The 17,429-nt window shown below is 52.7% G+C and carries 16 protein-coding genes; 4 read left to right on the plus strand and 12 right to left on the minus strand.

From position 1 onward, the window contains the following. Positions 1 to 32: 32 nt before the first annotated feature. Positions 33 to 431, minus strand: a complete 399-nt coding sequence (locus tag BST81_RS17590) for a hypothetical protein (protein WP_075599805.1) — start codon at positions 429 to 431, stop codon at positions 33 to 35. 115 nt (positions 432 to 546) lie between these two features. Between BST81_RS17590 and BST81_RS17595 the strand changes: the two genes are divergently transcribed. Next, complete coding sequence (locus BST81_RS17595; protein ID WP_075599806.1) at positions 547 to 864, plus strand: DUF6439 family protein; 318 nt, start codon at positions 547 to 549, stop codon at positions 862 to 864. A gap of 311 nt (positions 865 to 1,175) precedes the next feature. Here the strand turns inward: BST81_RS17595 and BST81_RS17605 are convergent, their stop codons facing one another. From BST81_RS17605 to BST81_RS17625, 5 genes are all read right to left on the minus strand, one after another. Beyond that, a complete protein-coding gene (locus BST81_RS17605) occupies positions 1,176 to 1,535 on the minus strand; it encodes an ATP-binding protein (protein ID WP_363080305.1) in 360 nt (119 codons plus the stop codon). A gap of 536 nt (positions 1,536 to 2,071) precedes the next feature. Further along, positions 2,072 to 3,253, minus strand: a complete 1,182-nt coding sequence (locus BST81_RS17610) for a glycosyltransferase (protein ID WP_075599809.1) — start codon at positions 3,251 to 3,253, stop codon at positions 2,072 to 2,074. Between the two features lie 152 nt (positions 3,254 to 3,405). Continuing rightward, positions 3,406 to 4,098, minus strand: coding sequence for a PEP-CTERM sorting domain-containing protein (locus BST81_RS17615; protein WP_075599810.1), 693 nt, complete (start codon positions 4,096 to 4,098; stop codon positions 3,406 to 3,408). A 507-nt stretch (positions 4,099 to 4,605) separates the two neighbouring features. Next, the gene (gene nblB, locus BST81_RS17620) at positions 4,606 to 5,271 is read right to left on the minus strand and encodes a phycobilisome degradation protein NblB (RefSeq protein ID WP_075599811.1); all 666 of its coding nucleotides are present in this window, start codon (positions 5,269 to 5,271) and stop codon (positions 4,606 to 4,608) included. A 77-nt stretch (positions 5,272 to 5,348) separates the two neighbouring features. Further along, positions 5,349 to 6,095 carry a pentapeptide repeat-containing protein gene (locus BST81_RS17625; protein ID WP_075599812.1) on the minus strand — a complete coding sequence of 249 codons (747 nt, stop codon included), beginning with the start codon at positions 6,093 to 6,095 and terminating at the stop codon, positions 5,349 to 5,351. Between the two features lie 925 nt (positions 6,096 to 7,020). On the opposite strand from BST81_RS17625, the gene BST81_RS17630 reads away from it, so the two are divergent. Next, on the plus strand, positions 7,021 to 8,502 hold the full coding sequence (locus BST81_RS17630) for a glycosyltransferase (protein WP_075599813.1): 1,482 nt from the start codon (positions 7,021 to 7,023) through the stop codon (positions 8,500 to 8,502). A 9-nt stretch (positions 8,503 to 8,511) separates the two neighbouring features. After that, on the plus strand, positions 8,512 to 9,513 hold the full coding sequence (locus tag BST81_RS17635; protein ID WP_075599814.1) for a beta-galactosidase: 1,002 nt from the start codon (positions 8,512 to 8,514) through the stop codon (positions 9,511 to 9,513). Here BST81_RS17635 and gatC read toward each other — a convergent pair. From gatC to BST81_RS17650, 3 genes are all read right to left on the minus strand, one after another. Further along, complete coding sequence (gatC, locus tag BST81_RS17640) at positions 9,494 to 9,790, minus strand: Asp-tRNA(Asn)/Glu-tRNA(Gln) amidotransferase subunit GatC (RefSeq protein WP_363080309.1); 297 nt, start codon at positions 9,788 to 9,790, stop codon at positions 9,494 to 9,496. The genes BST81_RS17635 and gatC overlap by 20 nt on opposite strands. Positions 9,791 to 9,880: 90 nt before the next feature. Continuing rightward, on the minus strand, positions 9,881 to 10,402 hold the full coding sequence (locus BST81_RS17645; RefSeq protein ID WP_075599815.1) for a photosystem I assembly protein Ycf3: 522 nt from the start codon (positions 10,400 to 10,402) through the stop codon (positions 9,881 to 9,883). Positions 10,403 to 10,525: 123 nt separating this feature from the next. Further along, positions 10,526 to 11,095 (minus strand): DUF4340 domain-containing protein, encoded by a 570-nt coding sequence (locus BST81_RS17650; RefSeq protein ID WP_075599816.1) that lies wholly within the window; start codon positions 11,093 to 11,095, stop codon positions 10,526 to 10,528. Between the two features lie 146 nt (positions 11,096 to 11,241). Here BST81_RS17650 and BST81_RS17655 point away from each other — a divergent pair, with 146 nt between their 5' ends. Next, positions 11,242 to 13,824, plus strand: coding sequence for a U32 family peptidase (locus BST81_RS17655; RefSeq protein ID WP_083636933.1), 2,583 nt, complete (start codon positions 11,242 to 11,244; stop codon positions 13,822 to 13,824). 36 nt (positions 13,825 to 13,860) lie between these two features. Here BST81_RS17655 and BST81_RS17660 read toward each other — a convergent pair whose 3' ends face one another. The 3 genes from BST81_RS17660 to BST81_RS17670 form a co-directional block, all read right to left on the minus strand. After that, positions 13,861 to 15,525: a Gldg family protein gene (locus BST81_RS17660; protein ID WP_075599818.1), complete on the minus strand. Its 1,665-nt coding sequence runs from the start codon at positions 15,523 to 15,525 to the stop codon at positions 13,861 to 13,863. Between the two features lie 78 nt (positions 15,526 to 15,603). Next, complete coding sequence (locus tag BST81_RS17665) at positions 15,604 to 16,386, minus strand: ABC transporter permease (RefSeq protein ID WP_075599819.1); 783 nt, start codon at positions 16,384 to 16,386, stop codon at positions 15,604 to 15,606. Next, the gene (locus tag BST81_RS17670; RefSeq protein ID WP_075599820.1) at positions 16,387 to 17,418 is read right to left on the minus strand and encodes an ABC transporter ATP-binding protein; all 1,032 of its coding nucleotides are present in this window, start codon (positions 17,416 to 17,418) and stop codon (positions 16,387 to 16,389) included. It lies immediately after the preceding gene. Positions 17,419 to 17,429: the final 11 nt, after the last annotated feature.

Consider the following 17,429-nt stretch of genomic DNA (forward strand, 5'->3'; position numbering starts at 1 on the left):
AACTGCTCCCGCCAGATGTAATCGTTATTCCACTAAGTGGCACAGCTTTTCAAAATCCAACCCAGGATGACCCCCAGTCCTCCAAAACGAACCATTTGCCAGAATCCCTCTTGCACGCTGTGCCAGGAAAATAAACGGCTTTCCAGGGCAAGCTCCAGCTCTTCCAGTCGGGCTTTGATCTGCTTCAGTTCCGATCGCAAGCCAACTCGGCGGTTGGCTTTGAGTTCTTGCTCTGTGCGATGTAGGGACTGCCGCAGGTCTGCTTGTTCTTGACGATCTTGCTGGACCTGAGCATACCGGGTCTTGAGATCCGCCAGCAGGATTTCTACTTCCTCCAGTGCTTGCTCAAACTCTCGATCTTCTGGAGCAGAAGTTAGGCTGCTTTCTGGGGAAGAATGTGGCGAAAATGGCGGTTCTTGAGGCGGCTGCATGTCAGCATATTATAGTAGGGAACGGTGGGTTACCGACTTGATCCGTTCACTACCATAACGTGTATTCCCATCGTTGACTGCGTTGATACCCTCTTGTCAAGATTGAATTTACCCTATGTCCAGTTCTACATCCCCATCCTTCACAGGGTTGAATCCAGCTCAGAAGTCTGATTTACAGGCTTACACAGCTCTGGAGCTGGCTCAAGCCCTTTTAGGTCAACTGAGTATTACCGATCAAGATTGGCATCGCTTAAAAGCCAATCGTCAGGCACGGGCCAGTGAGCAGGTGGCAGCGGCGATCGTCTTCTTGCTGAAAGAGCAACCAGAAGAAGCCATGCCTCGCCTGCAACAGGCGATCGGATGGCTGGATCGATCGCTATCAGCCCCCCCTTGCCCTACCCATGGCCATGGCAAATCCCACGAAAAACCTTAATCCTTAGGGAAGGGAAGGACGAATCTGCTCTATGGCAGGTTTGTTCGCTGTGGGCAGGAAAAGTGGATGATTGACCAGAGAATGACAGAACAGAGCTAGCAAGAAGGAGCAACCTGCCAGAAGCAGAAAATCCAGGTTTTTGCTTTGAGTTAGCCAGGCTCCCTTAACTGGTATATGGGCTACAGCAACGATCACGGAGGATGGGTTGCCTGGGCTAACTCGAGAACTGGATAAACGGCGACTGGATAATCTGCGTTGCATAAGCACTATTTTCTCAAGAATGACCCGTTAAATGGTAACTGAAATTTTCATCAACAAATGAGGGGAGCTTTTTGGCGAGTGCTGACCTGCTTACGTAACCGCAGTTCTGTTCCCTGGGAATTCCACTGCACTTGGTCAAAGATCTGGTGCAGAATGTAAAGACCGCGACCGCACTCCCCGCTCTCACCTGGAACACATCTACAGGTCTCTCCCTCGTTGCTGGGAGGAGCAAAGCCAGAACCCTGGTCTGAAATAATCCACCAGTAGTCATTTTCAACGACTGAGAAGCGAACCACCACTGTTTTAGTGGGGTCGAGAGCGTTACCGTGTTTCGCTGCGTTAACTAAAGCCTCCTGTAAGCCAAGCCGCAATTCAGCTTTCCACTGGACTGGAACTTCAGCTAGCAGCAAGTCTAAAATCGGACATAAATAAAGGGTTGAGGCAAAGCTAACTGTACCCCAATTTCGCCCTATCGTTCGAGGTGAAATGGCAATCACTCAGAAAACCCTACAACTCCTTACTAACCGGACACAGAATCAACTTAAAAAGTCAACAGCGAAAGCAACGACTTGAAGGCAATTCTGTGAAGTAGATTCAGGCAGTCATCAAAAAAGATAGGAGAAAATAAAAACAGATCCAAACAAAAAAGGCCTAAATAAAACAGACCTAAATAAAACAGGCCTTGAGGAACAAGAAAAGTACGCTAAAGCAAAGACAAATAGAGCCCAGATATTTAGTAAAAAAAGACAAGGCAATAGCTCAAATCCGCTATTAAAATAAATTGCTTAAAAAGCAATTGCTTAGAAAGCTTCTGTACTCAAAGTTAATATGAGGTGGAAGGATGTCTTCCTCATATTCCCCGGAATACATCTATAGTATAACTTTTTATGGTCAAAAAGCTCAACTACTCTGACCTGTGAAAGCGGTAGAACTGGAGGGAAGAATTTTATGGGAGCACCAATCCGGCAGCCCCTAACAAATCAGCTAGATTTTGACGAAATCTGGGAAAACCGAACTGCTCAACTGTTTTTAGACGCAGGATCTCGGGCTGATAAATCAGTGGATTGGAGAAGTTGCCCTGCAAAATTTGAATGAGATTGTCCGCGATCGCATCCACATCGTCTGGGTTCACTAAACAGCCGAGCTCCCCCTGATTCAAGGGATCAACGGCACCATCCTGATTGCCAGCTAGAACTGGCTTGCCACAGGCCAGGGCTTGCAGATAAACGATTCCAAAACCCTCTCCCTTACTGGGCATGGCAAAGACATCGCAAAGATTGAAATGATCTGCTAGCTCTGTTTCCGCAATAAAGCCTGGCAAGGTGACGTAATCCTGTAAACCCAGTTCCTGAATCATTGCTTCGATGGCGGATCGATTGTCCCCTTTGCCAGCCAGGATGTAATGCACATTGGGCAGATGCTGTCGAATCTGGAGGAGTGCCTGGATGATTTGCCGGTAACCTTTGTAGCTGGTTCCTCGACCTAGCCGGGTTAAGGTGAAGATCACAGGTTGATCGGGTGTCAAATGATAGCGCTCTAATAAGTAGGATGGCTTGGGACCGATATGGAATCGATCCGCTTCAAAAGTGTTGGGTAAAACCACCATGTTCCCAGGATTGGTAGGGAGCTGTTGGAGGGTACGATCGCGGGTATAGGTGCTCACCGAAACTATCCGATCGGCGCTCTGAAGGGCAGATTTTAGCAAGGGATTGGTGATATTCCAGGCTTCCAGTCCGTGAAGCACAACCCAGTAAGGGACACCTGTGAGAAGACTGCACCCGTGAAAAGCAATACTGTACAGATCAAAATGAGTGGTCAAAATCAGGGTGGGACGCTGGTGGAGAGCAAGACCCACAATTTTGGCGGCGGCCAGAAAAGCCTGGGTGTAACGTCTTCCCGGATTGGGATCCCCATGGTGGTGACCAAAATAGTGAAATTTTGTCTGGGGAAGGAATTCTAGATTTTGGACGTTGACCTGATTGGACTGATCGTACTTAAGAAAAACGTCATACTGACCTTCTGGATAAAGCTCCTGGAGAGCCTGAAGCAGGAATGCAGAATAGACTTGAATGCCACCCATGAACCCAAAAATATTGGGAAATAGCAGATAAAAGTGAGGTTGGCGCATAAACGACTGGGCGCAATTATATAGAGCAATAATATATTTTTTATCTTTGAGGCTCCTTGGCGGGAGACGGCAAGCTGAGCACATGAAAAAGCTGGAAATGTTTCATTTCCAGCTCTCCTGTGCATCATATCAAACTGGGAGTCAGACAGCTTTTACGCCCGCTCTGCCTTCCGACGGCGAGAGGCAGCAAGGAGACCGGCCATAGCACCCAGGCCGACCAACATGGTTGGTTCGGGAACGGTCGCTTTGATAATCCAGTCTTGATAGTCGTAGTAGAAATTGCCATCCCCTTTAGCTTTGAAACCACCATCTTCAAAACCAATGAACCAGGCATTGGGATCAGACACTGTGTTGAAAACTTCAGGATTTTGTTGGTCAGACTTTACAGAATACTGGAACTGGCCCTGGTCAGAGACAGCAAAGGAATCCTGTCCGACAATATCGGTACTTAACCCTAACTTGTAAGTCTTACCAGCTTTGAAGATCACGCTCTTAGAGCAGGGCTGAATGGAGGTGGGGCAGGTGCCTAACCAGTCGTTAGCATTGCTTGAACCCGGATCAGAACCCTGGCTTTCTGTAAACAGAGAAGTAAAGGTATTGCCTTCCCAAAAACCAACATGGTTTTGGTTCATTCCTTTGCTGAAGACAACGGTGAAGTTGACTTGCGTATCGGCACCAAATGAGAAAGTGCTGGATACGAAGGGGAATGGCTTAGTGCTAATGTCTTTGATGTCGGTCGTTGTGGTATCTACTGTATCCGTACCCAGAAAAGCGGCTTGCGCGGGAGTAGCCATCAAACCAACGCTAATGGCAGCAGCAAGTACAGTCAATCGCTTAAAATTCATAAATGCCTCCGTATGAATCTATAGACGAAAAGATCAGACTAAGAAAGTGATCCAGCTGAGTTTTATACGTGCCTCACAAGCTGGCTGACCAAGCCTGAAGTTCGACTGTCACCAATTAAGGGATTGCCGCAGGAACGGCAGTTAATCAGGACAGAGGAAGAGGTAGGACAGCGAATGGAAGCTTCTGAGGTTGCATGGGGACGCTGGGACCAGATTTGGGAGATGCTAGCCCTGGTCAAGTCCTGCATACTGCTGCCGGAAATCGAACTCAGGGATCGATCAAGCTAGCCTAGGAAACAGAGACTCACACTTCAGGAGAATACTCACCCAGTACATACAGGGAAAGCACTGAAACCACTATTGTGCATGAATCACAAGCTGATTTCTTTCACTGAAAACACTCTAACCTAAGCCTGTGGAATACACTGTTGCCGGTTCAGGATCTTCACTCACTCTTTAAGCTGAAAAGCTGTCTTGTGAAGATGAAGTTAGAGAAACCCTAGATGATTATAGGGTCAGGCTGGCCTGGGCTTCATTGGCTACCTGTTCAAATTCATCCTGGGCTAGGCGTTGTAGGGCTTCTCTCGCTTCATCAGGGCAGCCTAACTGACCCAGGGCTTTGGCGACTCTGTGGCGGATTTGCCAGTCTGGATGGGAAGCTAAAGGAATGAGCAGGGAAACGGCATGGACATCGCCGAGTTCTCCCAGAGATCCAATAGCGGCAGTCATGAGTAAATCACTCTCTGACTTCAGTGCATCTTCGAGTAAAGGTAAAGAGCGAAGATCACCGAGTTCTCCCAGGGCAGCAACAATACTGAATTTAACCAGCCATTCTGGAGTGGTTTGATAAAGATGCTCCAGATCTGGGAAAGCATCTGTGAGTTTTAGGGCTCCGATCGAATCGGCTGCTGCCGCCTGAACGTCTGGTTCTGGCTCGTTTAACAGACGATCTCGGAGAATGGTCATTGACTGTTGCGGATTTTGTGTACCCAGGCTGGCCAATTGACTGATGGCAGCATATCGGACTCGGACATGACTATCGTTCACCACACTTTGAATGAGCTCGAAAGCAATTCCAGGGTCAAGCTGGCGGAGCTGGTTGATACCCCGCATCCGATCGCTAAAGTCTGCAGATGCTAAAAGCTCTTGCACCGATTCAGGATTAATACTCATTTTTTTATAACTCAGAGATCCCCAAAGTTAGTCTATCGGTTCTCTAACCTGTTTTATCGGGGACTGGAGAAGATGACTTACTCCTGCAGCCATTCTTCCAGGGTATCGTAGACGGGCTCTGCCACGGAGCTGGCAGGCTGGCCTGCGGGTGATCCCAGGGATGCAGAGGATGTTTGCTGAGCCTGCATCTTATGACTGTGGGCTCGAGCAGACTCAATCAGACTTTTGAGTTTGTCTGCTGGGATTTCCAGGGTTTCCTCTTGGGCAAGACGTTCTCGTTCTGGCTCCGTTGTGACGATCGGGGAAACGAGTTCGGCCCCAGATGAGTTGGCAGAGAGAACCGATTGAGCTGGGTTGGCCAGGGGGTGTTCTTGGGTTTGGTGTGGATTCACGGGCACCTGCGCTTCTGATGTAGAGAGGGGGTCTGAAGATTGGGGAGATCGGGGGAGGGTGGCTCCAGTCAGGTCTGCTTGATCAAGATTCGTATCTTGCAATTCTGCTTCGCGCAGGTCCGCAGCCCTCAGGTTTGCTTGGGCCAGGTTTGCCCCCCTCAAATTGGCAAAGCACAAGTTAGCCCCCCGCAGATCTGCTCCTTTCAGGTTGGCATCTGTGAGATCAGCCCATCTGAGGTCAACGCCGGTCAGATTGGCTTGCTCCAGGACCGCCCCCAATAAACTGGCCTCGCGTAAATCAGCCCACCGCAAGTGAAGCCCGCTCAGGTCAACACCGATCAGATCCACTTGGACCCCAGGATTGTCACGTCTCCATCTGTTCCATCGGGCTACATCCTGTTTCAGGAGAACCAGATGTTGATAGTTTGCCATGAGTGCTTAACCCAGTCGAGAAGTAGTTGCTGCAGAGGCGGCCCTATGGTGTTCAGGTTTTATCGATAGCAGGAGTACCATTCCAAGCATCAAAAGGGATGAGAGGCAGCCTGCTTTGTCAAGCCAGAACAAACCTGATTGGGATGGCTGAACCTTTGGGTAGAGCTTCTCAGGAGGCTACAAGAGTAGTCCCAAAAAAAACGATAGGCTGCATTGTGTTTAATTTACGACCTTCGGATTCCTCTGTCCGGAAGCAGTAAAGTGTGATTGACACGTTAAAAAGCCAGACCTTATCCTAGACTAGAATCCATGAAGAAATATTTAACTCTTTTGGGGGACTTTAATGTCCTTTGACAGATGTTAACTTAACTGACTTGTGAAAAGAGAGCTTCAGGCAGGTAAAAAGTTGAAAGATATCGTAAATTTTGACACCGCTTGGATTCGTGCGAACTTGTGTAATCGTTAATCAGTCAATTGAGATTTCGTTATTTTATGAAATGCTTCTACAGCAGGAGCCTTGTGGGGAGTGAACTCGGTCGTCGTTTTATCCAATTGTTGAGAGCCAGTAGCCATATCCGAAACCTGAAAACCTGTCAGTGTTTTCAGAACCTTGACAGCGGCATTTTCTGAAGAGGTCTCAGAACGATGGTTACTGCTGAGGATTCTCAGTCCCGGTGTATGGTATGGCCTGTGGAGATTTTGACCTCTGCAGCTCTATTTTCAACGGCTTTGTTGCCTGTTTACCATGTTGACTCCCCATTTGAACATGGTGATTTGAATGAACAACTTGCCGGATTGATTGACAATTTGCAGCAATTGCATTTCGTGACAAGGAGCCTGATCAGGTCAGGCTCCTTCGTTGCCTTTTGCAGCTTGCAGAGGGCCAACCAGTCAAGAGCCGATAATCAAACTGGAGATAACTCAAGTGAAGAGATGGACGACCGATATAGACAAGCTAGTTTTTACCCATGTTGTGCTCATCGGGGTTCCTACACTTTTTTGCTATTGCCTGCGCTTGAGCGGTTCTGATCTGCTGAACTGGCATCTTGCGATCGCAACCATCTATCTCCTGAGTTCCGTCATTACGATTGTCGAGAGTACGAATGCTCTATTTCTGCGATTCGCGACGAACGAAAAACGGTTCATTGAGGGCAGGGTTGAACAATTTTTGCAACTATTTAAAGTGGCTCTAGGGGTGAGTGGGGCAAAACGTCCCCAGCCCAGGCAACCGCTACCGAAGTGCTCCTTTGTGGTCGTAGCCTATCTTCCCAATGAGCAAGACATCATCCTTGAGACGCTCAAACATATTCTGGTCAAAGTTCAGCGGCCACCAGCGGGCCTGGAGTTGATCCTGGCCTACAACACACCTGTGGATTTACCCATTGAGGATGACCTGCGTTTGCTGGCAGAGTTCCATCCAGAGTTGCGGCTGTTGAAGGTAGAGGGAAGTCGCTCCAAAGCAGAAAACCTCAATGCTGCCTTGGAGGCTGTTACGGGTGAGATTACCTGTATCCTGGATGCAGATCATCAACCCTGTCCAGATTGTTTTGTCCGGGCCTGGCGCTGGTTAGAGCGAGATTATGATGTGGTCCAGGGACGCAATGTCATCCGCAACCATCCCTATAATTTTCTGACTGAAACGATCGCCATTGAATTTGAATCTCTCTACGGGGTCAGCCACGCCGCCAAATCGTTCCTCTCTGATACCAGTATTTTTGGTGGGTCCAATGGCTACTGGCGCACGACTGTTTTAAGACGCATCCGGTTCAACCCCACGATGTTGACGGAGGATATTGATGCCTCCCTGCGCACCCTGCTCAGTGGTTACCGGATTCTGCACGATCGCAGCATTATTGCGACAGAACTCGCTCCCACGGATCTGTCGGCTTTCTGGTTTCAGCGCAAGCGCTGGGCCCATGGCTGGTTAGAAGTCAGTCTACGCTACCAGTTGCGCGTGTTGCAGTCCCGTCGATTCACCCTTTGGCAGAAGATTTATTGGACCTATTTGCTCCTGACCACTGCCAGTTTTACCCTGGTTTCCCTGCAGATCCTGCCGATTATTCTCAGTTCATTTTTGTTCCAGGGAACGATTGCTTCTGCGAACAATACGTACCTCTGGTTTAGTACGGCAATTACGTTTTTGAGTGGAGTTTACCAGGCTCTCGTGACGATGAAAATTGCCTATATCCGTTATCCTCTCCGATATTTTTTCCAGTACAGCCTCTTCGTGTTCTTTTACACGGTGCTGAAAAACATTATTTCTGTGGTGGCGGTCTATGACTATCTGCACGGACATAGTGAGTGGGTGGTGACCCCACGCAAGCGGCGGGAGTTTGTCAGTCGGCCCCGGCAGCGATCGGCAGCCCTGGCATCCGGGTCTTCCCGGCTCACCTCGACTAAGTCCTGATCTGGTGATATGGTTGATGGCTGCGATCGTCCCCGACGCCTGGGCACAACCTTCAGTCCCCTGCAATGCTATTACCTGGGCATTGACTACCAGCAGGCTTTTTCTGCCATCTGTTCCCTCGGATGGGATGTGATCCGATTGTGCGGCTACTGGTTTGAGATTGAACCCGTGGCCGATCGATACAATTTCACCGTGCTGGACTGGCTCCTGGAGGAAAGTCAGCGCTATCCAGTTGACATTGTGCTCACTGTTGGCATGAAGGCCCCTCGGTGGCCAGAATATCACTTCCCAGACTGGGTGAAGCAGGCAGCCAAGACAGACCAGACTTCCCGCCCCCTGGACCACGATCGAACCATCGCCGATCGCACCCTGAATTTCACAACTACCCTCCTGCAGCATGCCCGTCAGAGGCCAAACCTGAAATACTGGCAGGTGGAAAATGAACCGGCCATTCGCCAGCCGATTACCTCCGGACGATGGCTCAGTCCGGAGTTTGTGCGCCAGGAAACTGACCTAGTCCGGAGCCTGAGCCTGCCTGGGCAAAAAATTCTCCTCACTACCGCGATTGGGATGCCCTTCGCCCTCTCCCCTGCAGACGATCGGGCCTTTCGCCAGAGTCTGGAACAGGCGGATGCGGTGGGAATTAACGTCTATACCAAGATTGGCCTGGGCCTGGGCCTCTATCTGCAGCCCTCTCCCCTATACTGGTACCGCCTGCAGACCTGGCAGCAGGCTATGGCCCAACAGGGTCGGGAAGCCTGGATTGCGGAAGCTCAGGCTGAGCCCTGGGAGAGAAAAAAACTGGTGGCGATCGATCGCAGCAATTATCCCAGTGCTTCCCCCCATCGGACGCAAAAGCTGGTCTCCAAACTGGCCCATATGGGCTATGAGACAGTGATGCTCTGGGGGTGTGAATACTGGTACTGGCAGTGGTTACGGGGGCACCAGGCTTGGTGGAATGGAGTACGGAACCTTCTGAGAGGAGAACCAGTTAATCGCCGCCTTCCATAATTTTGGGAACTTTGAAAAAATCATCCGCCCGGTCCGGAGCCGAGTTCAGCAACGCTTCCCGATCGGGATAGGGCTTCAGATCATCGGGGCGTGTCACATTGCTCCTCTCGATCGCCCGGGTGGTGGGTGGCACGTCACGGGTATCTAGTTCGCTGAGCTGCTGGAAGTATTCCAGAATGCGACTCAACTGGGTTGTAAATTCCTCTTCTTCTGTGGGGGTAAGTTCCAGGCGGGCGAGATGGGCGACTTTACGGACTTGGTCACGATCGATCATCATAGTTTAGTGGTCATGGGTCATTAAGTTCATCCCCTCCCAGGAGGGTTGGCCCGCAGGGCCAGGGTAGGTTTGGATGCAGGGCTCAAATGATTAAAAATAAACATCCATTTTGGAACGGCCAGTATTTTTGAGCCAGTTTTGGGCTTCGATATAGTTATTGGGAGCAACGCGGATAGCCCGTTTCCAGTAGTCGGCAGCTTTGTCAAACAATTCTTCCGCTGCTTCAGCGTTACCGGTTTCTTTCTCCCGTTCCCCCTGGTAATGATAGATCACAGCCACATTGTTGAGGGCCTGGGGCATGCGAGAATTCAGCTCTAGAGATTCATGATAGAGTTCCAGGGCTCTTTCATGCTCTCCGTTGCTGGCATAAATTAGGCCCATGTTGTAAAGGATATAGCTGCGATCTAAGGGATCTTCTTCCAGCTTCAGGGCCTCATTGTAGTTTTCCAGGGCTTCGGCATATTCTCCTTCAGCTTGGGCTGACATGCCATCCCGGTAGTAGGCAAAAGCTTCCTTGGCTTGTTTATTGGCAGGCAGTAACTTAAGAATCAGATCTGCCATCACCGTAAAGCTTTTATCAATGAAGTTATCGTTGCGTTGAGATCTGGGCATAGGAATTTTTGCAAATTTTGGGTGCTATGTTGCCTGACTGTGGGCGTTGCCTGGAACGCCACTGCCGATCTGTCCGGGTAGGCTCAACCTTTAATTTAGCGCTTCTGGGGCGCTCATTCACAATTATTCAGGTGATCTCCATTCGGCCAAGGGGCGATCGACCGCACTGGCAAATTCAATCGGGACCAGCAACACAGACCATTCCGAGACTTTATGGGTGGGTGGATCGGCCTGAGCATAGAGAAACTTGCCACTGAAGTCGGGCTTGCCCAGAATCAGGCGGTGGGTCTTTGGGGTGCTAAGGCTGACCGTGATAGTGGCCAGGGGTTGGTTGAGGCCAAATTCTGCGAGGCGAGCTGTTGGGACTGTCAGGGTTGTCTGGGTCTTGCCTGTAGCTAGAAGATTGAGCAGATAGGCGATCGAGGCTTCATCTGCTGCTCCTGCCTGGGGTTTTTCCATGTACCAAGTGTTTGCACGGGTTGTCTTTCCTTTGGCGAAGGACAGAACACGCTCGCCCCTCTGGATCTGGAACGACTGGATCTGATCTTCCTGAAATGTAAAGATCAGGGTGTCTTGGGGCTGGGGGGTGTCTTGGGCAGTAGGGGGCCGATTCTGCCTGTCCGCCCAGTAGAACCCGCCGCTCAAAAGCACCGCCATAACCAGCAATGCGATCGTGGTGTTTTGAAGTTTCATTCCTCCAGATTAGCGAATGATCCAGAGGTTAGCGGCAGGATAGACCATACCTAGACAAATTATCGATTGCGCCAGCACAAACTCAAAAGACATTTGCGAAAATAGGGTTTGGGATGTGCCTGGTCCGCACGGGAATTAAACATTTTATGACAGAAAGAATTCGCCCGGTGAAGCCGGAAGTGATGAGTCCGGCGGGCTATTGGCCCCAGTTACAGGCCGCGATCGAAGCGGGTGCGGATGCAGTTTATTTTGGGCTGCATCACTTTACAGCCAGGGCCAAGGTGGGGTTCTCCCTGGAGGAGTTGCCAGCGGTGATGCGAACCTTGCACCAGCGAGGCGTCAAAGGCTATATCACCTTCAACACCCTGGTCTTTGATGCGGAACTGGAGGCTGCAGCAAGAACCCTGGCGACGATCGCGACAGCAGATGTGGATGCAGTGATTGTGCAGGATGTGGGGATTGCTCAACTGGTGCGACAAATTGCTCCGGACCTACCGGTGCATGGCAGTACCCAGATGAGTATCACCAGTGCTGAAGGGGTGTGGCTGGCCCAACAGTTTGGGGTGAGTCGAGTGGTGCTGGCCCGGGAATTGTCTCTGAAGGACATTCGCACCATTCGCACCCAGACGGACTGTGACCTGGAGATCTTTGTCCATGGGGCATTATGCGTCTCTTATTCCGGACAATGCTTCTCCTCAGAGGCCTGGGGCGGACGCAGTGCCAACCGGGGCCAATGTGCCCAGGCCTGTCGCCTGCCCTATGATCTCTTGGTGGATGGGCAGAAGCAACCTTTGGGAGATGCCCGCTATCTGCTGTCTCCAGGTGATTTGTATGCCCTGCATCAGGTTCCGGAGATCATCCAAAGTGGGATTTCTACCTTAAAAATTGAAGGTCGCTACAAGGATGCGGATTATGTGGCCCTGACAACACGGGCTTATCGGCAGGCGGTAGATGAAGCCTGGGCAGGATTGCCGTTGAGTTTGAGCCGTCAGGAAGAATTGCAACTGGAGCAGGTGTACTCCAGAGGGTTGGGTCCCTACTTTGTGACCGGAACCAATCATCAGGCAGTGGTGGGGGGGCGATCGCCCCGTCACCGGGGTGTCCTGATGGGCCGGGTGCTGCGGGTTGCTGCCGATAGGGTGACGATCGCTCCGTCACCGATGCCACCAGAGATGGGGCTGAAGGCCGGGGATGGGGTCGTGTTCGATGCAGCGGACTGGCGCAGCCCGGGACTGGCGGAGGAAGGGGGACGGCTTTATCAGGTGATTCCGGTAGCCAAGGCCAGTCTGGAACTGCGGTTTGCCAACGGGGCGATCAACTTTGCCCGGATTCGTTCGGGGGATTGGGTCTGGCGCACCCATGATCCGAATCTGGATCAGGTGGTGCGACCCTTTGTGGCCGCTAAAACCCCTGTAGCTAGACAACCCGTACAGGTGCGGGTGGTGGCCCAGACCGGGGAACCCTTGAAGTTATGGTGGGAGCTGATTAACCAGCCCCAGATCCAGGTGGTGGTGCAATCTCCAGAACCCTTGATGCCTGCCCAAAATCGGTCCCTCACTCCGGAGTTCCTGCAGGAGCAACTGGGTCGCCTGGGCAATACTCCCTATGAACTGACCAGGGTGGAACTGGAGATGCAGGGCCAGCCTTTTGCCGCCAGTTCTCTGTTGAACCAGTTGCGACGGCAAGCGATCGAGCAATTGATCGATCAACAGAGTCAGAACCGAACCAGATGGGTCAATCACCCTTCCGCTACCCTGGAAGCTGTCCTGGCCCAGATTCAGCGACAGGACACAATCTCGTCCGATGAATACCATCTGCACCTGCTCGTCCGTACTCCGGAGCAGTTAGAGGCAGCCCTGGCAGAGCGGCCCGCCAGCATCACCCTGGATTACCTGGAACTGTATGGCCTGCGTCCAGATGTGGAGCGGGTTCGATCTGCCGAGATTACGGTTCGGGTGGCCAGTCCCCGGATTCTCAAGCCTAATGAGCAGCGGATCCTGCGGTTTCTGCTCAGCCTGGATTGCGCCCTTCTGGTGCGATCGGGCGGTCTGCTTCAGGCGCTGCAATCAGAAGCCCATCCTCCCCTGATCGGGGATTTCAGTCTGAATGCCGCTAATGTTCTCTCGGCAGCTACCTTCCTGGAACTGGGTTTGGACCAGATTACTCCCACTCACGATCTGAATGCCGCCCAGGTGAAGACCCTGGCCCATTACCTCGGTCCGGACCGACTGGAAGTGATTGCCTATCAGCACCTGCCGGTGTTTCATACCGAACATTGTGTCTTTTGTCGCTTCCTGTCCGAGGGCAGCAGTTATAAGGATTGCGGTCATCCCTGTGAACAGCATCGGGTGGCCCTGCGGGATAGTCAGGGACGAACCCATCCAGTGATGGCGGATGTGGGCTGCCGCAACACCGTGTTTGGAGCGGAAGCGCAAGAGGCCAGTCGGCATCTGGATTCCTGGCGGAATGCGGGACTGCGTCATTTCCGCCTAGAGTTTGCCCATGAGACAGCAGAGCAGGTGAGCCAGATCAGCCGGGTGTTCCGGGAAACCCTGCAGGGACAGCGATCGTCCGCTGACCTGACCCGTCGCCTGCAACGTCTCGCCCCCCAGGGCACGACCCAGGGCAGCCTTTACATCCCCTCAAAGGCGCTGGATGAATATAGCTTTGGCCAGAAGGCTGAGGACCATTCCAACGGGGCAATTGCCGAGTTTAGGCAGGCTTTCTGACTTACCTTCGCCAAGCTTTGCAGGGCTAGGGCTATACTAGCGCCGCTGCCACCAGACGATCGCGGCAGTGCTAAACCCCAACAGGGGCAAGACCCCCAGCACCAGCAGGTATAACAGGCTGGTCTGGCCCCAGGTTAGGACAATGCGGCGGTTCTTCACGTCCTTGGGACTGATCGAAAGCACTGGGTCATCCCGTTTGCTCAGCCAGCTTACGGCATTAAGAAACAGATCGCCATTCACATATTGGCCAAACAGGCCATCGGCGGCGAAGCTGGAATTGCCAATCACCACTATGCGGGCTTCGGGGGCTTGGGTAGGTCCCCGATCGGCAGTGACGTTCCAGGGTAACGCCCCGGCTGGGACTGGAGTGCTTCCTGGCCGGGGCGTTGGGGCAGGGGTAGCCGTCTGTTGTGGAGATGGAACCAGGACGCTAGCTGGACGGCTCAAAGCCACGCCCAGCAGTAGGGGACCGGGCCGATCGCCTGCCTGAGGATTCAACTCTAGTTTGGGATTTTTCAAGTCGCTTTCCGCCCAGGTTTGTTCTCCCGTAATCAGCAGAGGAATTTGTTGTACCTCTGGTACTGGCGTCAGTTCTAGGGGACGGGCAAAGGGGTAAATTGAGAAACTATTACGGAAGGCTTTGGTAATGGGGTGATCCCCATACTGGTTAATCACCGAGGCCGCTGGACCAAACCCGGCTGCCTGCTGGCGCGAGGCGTTTACGGCCAGCCGATCGTCCAGGATCACGCCCCAGGTTTTGAGCAAAGGGTCGAGTTTGACATTGGCTTTGGGGTCCAACAACAGGAGCAGGCTACCCCCCCGATCCAGATAAGCCTCTAGAGCTTTTACCTCTCCCGTTTGCAGGGGCTGGGATGGGCCTGCCACGACGACCACTGCGGCTTCCCTGGGCACCTGAGGTTGTTGTGCCAGGTTCAGGAGTTCAACGGTCAGGTTTTTTTCTGCTAACAGGGCAGCCGCCTGGGAATACCCCCCTTGGCCCGGTTGGGGTTGGGCCTCCCCATGGCCCTGTAGAAAATAGACTTTGGTGGTGGTATCGGTGGCAATCTGCTCCATCTGATTGGTTAACCGACCTTCAGACAGGGGTTCCATGCGGAGGCTCTGGACAAATTGCTTTCGCGCCCCCGATTGTAGGTAGACCCCTTCATTCGCTTGCTCATTCAGTTCAAACTCGGCTGCCATCTGGGGCTGGGCTTGAGGATTGACGAATGTGAAGCTGAAGCGGTTTGCCCTGTCCTGCCGATCGTATTCTTCCAGCAAAGCCCGGACCCTGGGATCGGGTTCTGATCCGAAGACGACCACCTTGACCGGGCGTTTCAGCCGCTGCAGGACCTGAATTGATTGGGGGGCTAGGGTGAAAACCTTGCTCTCTGTCAGGTCTACCCGCATCGGAAACCTGACTGCCAGGCTATTCACCAGCCCCAGAATCACCAGAAGTGCCAGAGTGGCGACGATCGCATTCGTCCCTGCCAGAGTGGAACGACGACCCCAGAATTGCGGCGAGGCCATTGTTTGCAGTACCAGCCAGAGGGTCACGATCGTCCCTCCCCCCAGCATCAGCCCGATCGGAATCGCTCCCCAACTACCAGCCACTAATCCTGCCGAGCCTCCCATCACCAGCAAACAGGGACCTAGCCAGAAGAGAACAGTCAGGTATTTTCGGTACTTCAGCAGGAGTTTCATTGTGTCATTTGTCAGGGGTTATTTCATCAGATCCCCTCCGGGGAGGGGGGCTCCCAGGGTCGGGGTGGGTGATTGGCATTAGGATCGCTGGAAGCGTAGGGCCTCGATCGACTGAGCGGTCAGGAATAGACCCAGCAGAATGTAACTGGCGAAGAGGATCAAGCTACTGCTGTCTACGATCCCTTGGACCAGGTTGGTATAGTGCCGGAGCAGGGAAAGGTGGCCCAGCAGATTGCCCAGAGGCCCCGTCAGGCCCTTGGAGAGACCGTCCAGTACCCAGAGAAACAGAACCAGAGCGAAGCTGAGGATGGCGGCCAGAATGGTACTTTCGGTCAGGGATGAAATAAACATACCCAGGGAGAGAATGCCCGTGGCCATCAGCATCAATCCGGCATGACCGGTGATCAGGGTAGTCATGGGAAAGGCCGGAGTCGAGGCACTCAGAACGATCGTTTCATAGACCATCAGGGGCAGAATCAGGGTGAAGAAAAAAGTGGTCACCCCTAGGAGTTTGCCCAGAGCTACGGCCCAGTTGGCGATCGGAGAGGTGGCCAGAAGCTCCAGGGTGCCACGCTTCCGTTCTTCGGCGTACAGACCCATGGAGAGGATGGGCAGAATGAACAGGGAGAGAAAACCCATCACCCCCAGGAAGTCTTGCAGGATAATAAAGGGCATATCGGTGGGGCGGCCCTGCAAACTACTGTCTACGGCCAGGGCAAAGGCTCCCCGCAGCACAATCAGGAAAAAGAAGCCTGCCAGGAGCCAGAAGATCCCAGCAACTCCGTAGGCCAGGGGGGAAGCAAAGTAGCTCTGGAGTTCCTTCTGATAGATGGCCACAATGCTGTTGATCATTCGTCTCATCTAAGTGGCCTCCTCGATAGATGCTGTAGATTCTGCCGACGACAGATCATGATAGGCATCTGAGTTGTCCGATGCCAGGGACTCTGTCAGGGTCTGTTCTGCCATTGTCAGCTCTAGGAAGACATCCTCCAGGCTGAGCCGGGTCCGTTTCATCTCATACAGACCCAGATTTGCCCCGACGATCGCCGCAGCCAGTTCTCGACCCATCTCCTGACCATTCTCCAGCCTGACATGCACGACACAGCGATCGGGCAGGGTCGTGTCTGAGGCGGCCTCGACCTGGGTAACAGCAGGAACGGTCTGCAGGGCTTGCCGGATGGCCGAGAAGGAGCCTTCGATCTCCAGTTCATAACCGATGCCGCCCGCCAGTTCCGCCGTCAGTCGATCGGGGCTGTTCGTGGCGACAATTTCTCCTCGGTTGATGATGGCGACCCGATTACAGGTCATGCTGGCTTCGGGCAAAATGTGGGTCGAGAGGATGACGGTATGATCGCCTGCCAGACTTTTGATCAGCTTGCGAACTTCAATAATTTGTCGGGGATCAAGCCCCACCGTGGGTTCGTCCAGAATGATGGCGGGAGGATCGTGGACGATCGCCTGGGCAATGCCCACCCGTTGCCGGTATCCCTTGGAGAGTTTGCGAATCAAGACCTGGCGCTTGTCCAATAGGCCGCAACGCTGCAGGGCAGTTTCGACTCGCTGGGGGCGATCGCCCGCACTGACTCCCTTAAGTCGGGCGACAAAGTGCAGAAATCCTTCGACGCTCATCTCCAGATATAGGGGCGGAACTTCTGGCAAATAACCAATCCGCTGGCGCACTGCTAGAGACTGTTCATGGACGTCGTAACCGGCAATCCGGGCGGTGCCGCTACTGGCGGGTAGATAACCGGCCAGAATGCGCATGGTTGTGGTTTTGCCAGCTCCATTCGGACCCAAAAAACCGAGGATTTCCCCCCGTTCTACTGCAAAGGTGACATCCCGAATGGCTGTCGTTGAGCCGTAGATTTTGCTTAAATGTTCGACTTCGATCATTCCGAATCAGG

The sequence above is a fragment of the Leptolyngbya sp. 'hensonii' genome, from assembly GCF_001939115.1.
Taxonomy (GTDB): domain Bacteria; phylum Cyanobacteriota; class Cyanobacteriia.

What these genes read in the sequence shown, in the direction of transcription:
- BST81_RS17590 (WP_075599805.1), bottom strand. Translation starts at nt 431, where the DNA reads ATGCAGCCGCCTCAAGAACCGCCATTTTCGCCACATTCTTCCCCAGAA.
- BST81_RS17595 (WP_075599806.1), top strand. Translation starts at nt 547, where the DNA reads ATGTCCAGTTCTACATCCCCATCCTTCACAGGGTTGAATCCAGCTCAG.
- BST81_RS17610 (WP_075599809.1), bottom strand. Translation starts at nt 3,253, where the DNA reads ATGCGCCAACCTCACTTTTATCTGCTATTTCCCAATATTTTTGGGTTC.
- BST81_RS17615 (WP_075599810.1), bottom strand. Translation starts at nt 4,098, where the DNA reads ATGAATTTTAAGCGATTGACTGTACTTGCTGCTGCCATTAGCGTTGGT.
- nblB (WP_075599811.1), bottom strand. Translation starts at nt 5,271, where the DNA reads ATGAGTATTAATCCTGAATCGGTGCAAGAGCTTTTAGCATCTGCAGAC.
- BST81_RS17625 (WP_075599812.1), bottom strand. Translation starts at nt 6,095, where the DNA reads ATGGCAAACTATCAACATCTGGTTCTCCTGAAACAGGATGTAGCCCGA.
- BST81_RS17635 (WP_075599814.1), top strand. Translation starts at nt 8,512, where the DNA reads ATGGTTGATGGCTGCGATCGTCCCCGACGCCTGGGCACAACCTTCAGT.
- gatC (WP_363080309.1), bottom strand. Translation starts at nt 9,790, where the DNA reads ATGATGATCGATCGTGACCAAGTCCGTAAAGTCGCCCATCTCGCCCGC.
- BST81_RS17645 (WP_075599815.1), bottom strand. Translation starts at nt 10,402, where the DNA reads ATGCCCAGATCTCAACGCAACGATAACTTCATTGATAAAAGCTTTACG.
- BST81_RS17650 (WP_075599816.1), bottom strand. Translation starts at nt 11,095, where the DNA reads ATGAAACTTCAAAACACCACGATCGCATTGCTGGTTATGGCGGTGCTT.
- BST81_RS17655 (WP_083636933.1), top strand. Translation starts at nt 11,242, where the DNA reads ATGACAGAAAGAATTCGCCCGGTGAAGCCGGAAGTGATGAGTCCGGCG.
- BST81_RS17660 (WP_075599818.1), bottom strand. Translation starts at nt 15,525, where the DNA reads ATGAAACTCCTGCTGAAGTACCGAAAATACCTGACTGTTCTCTTCTGG.
- BST81_RS17665 (WP_075599819.1), bottom strand. Translation starts at nt 16,386, where the DNA reads ATGAGACGAATGATCAACAGCATTGTGGCCATCTATCAGAAGGAACTC.
- BST81_RS17670 (WP_075599820.1), bottom strand. Translation starts at nt 17,418, where the DNA reads ATGATCGAAGTCGAACATTTAAGCAAAATCTACGGCTCAACGACAGCC.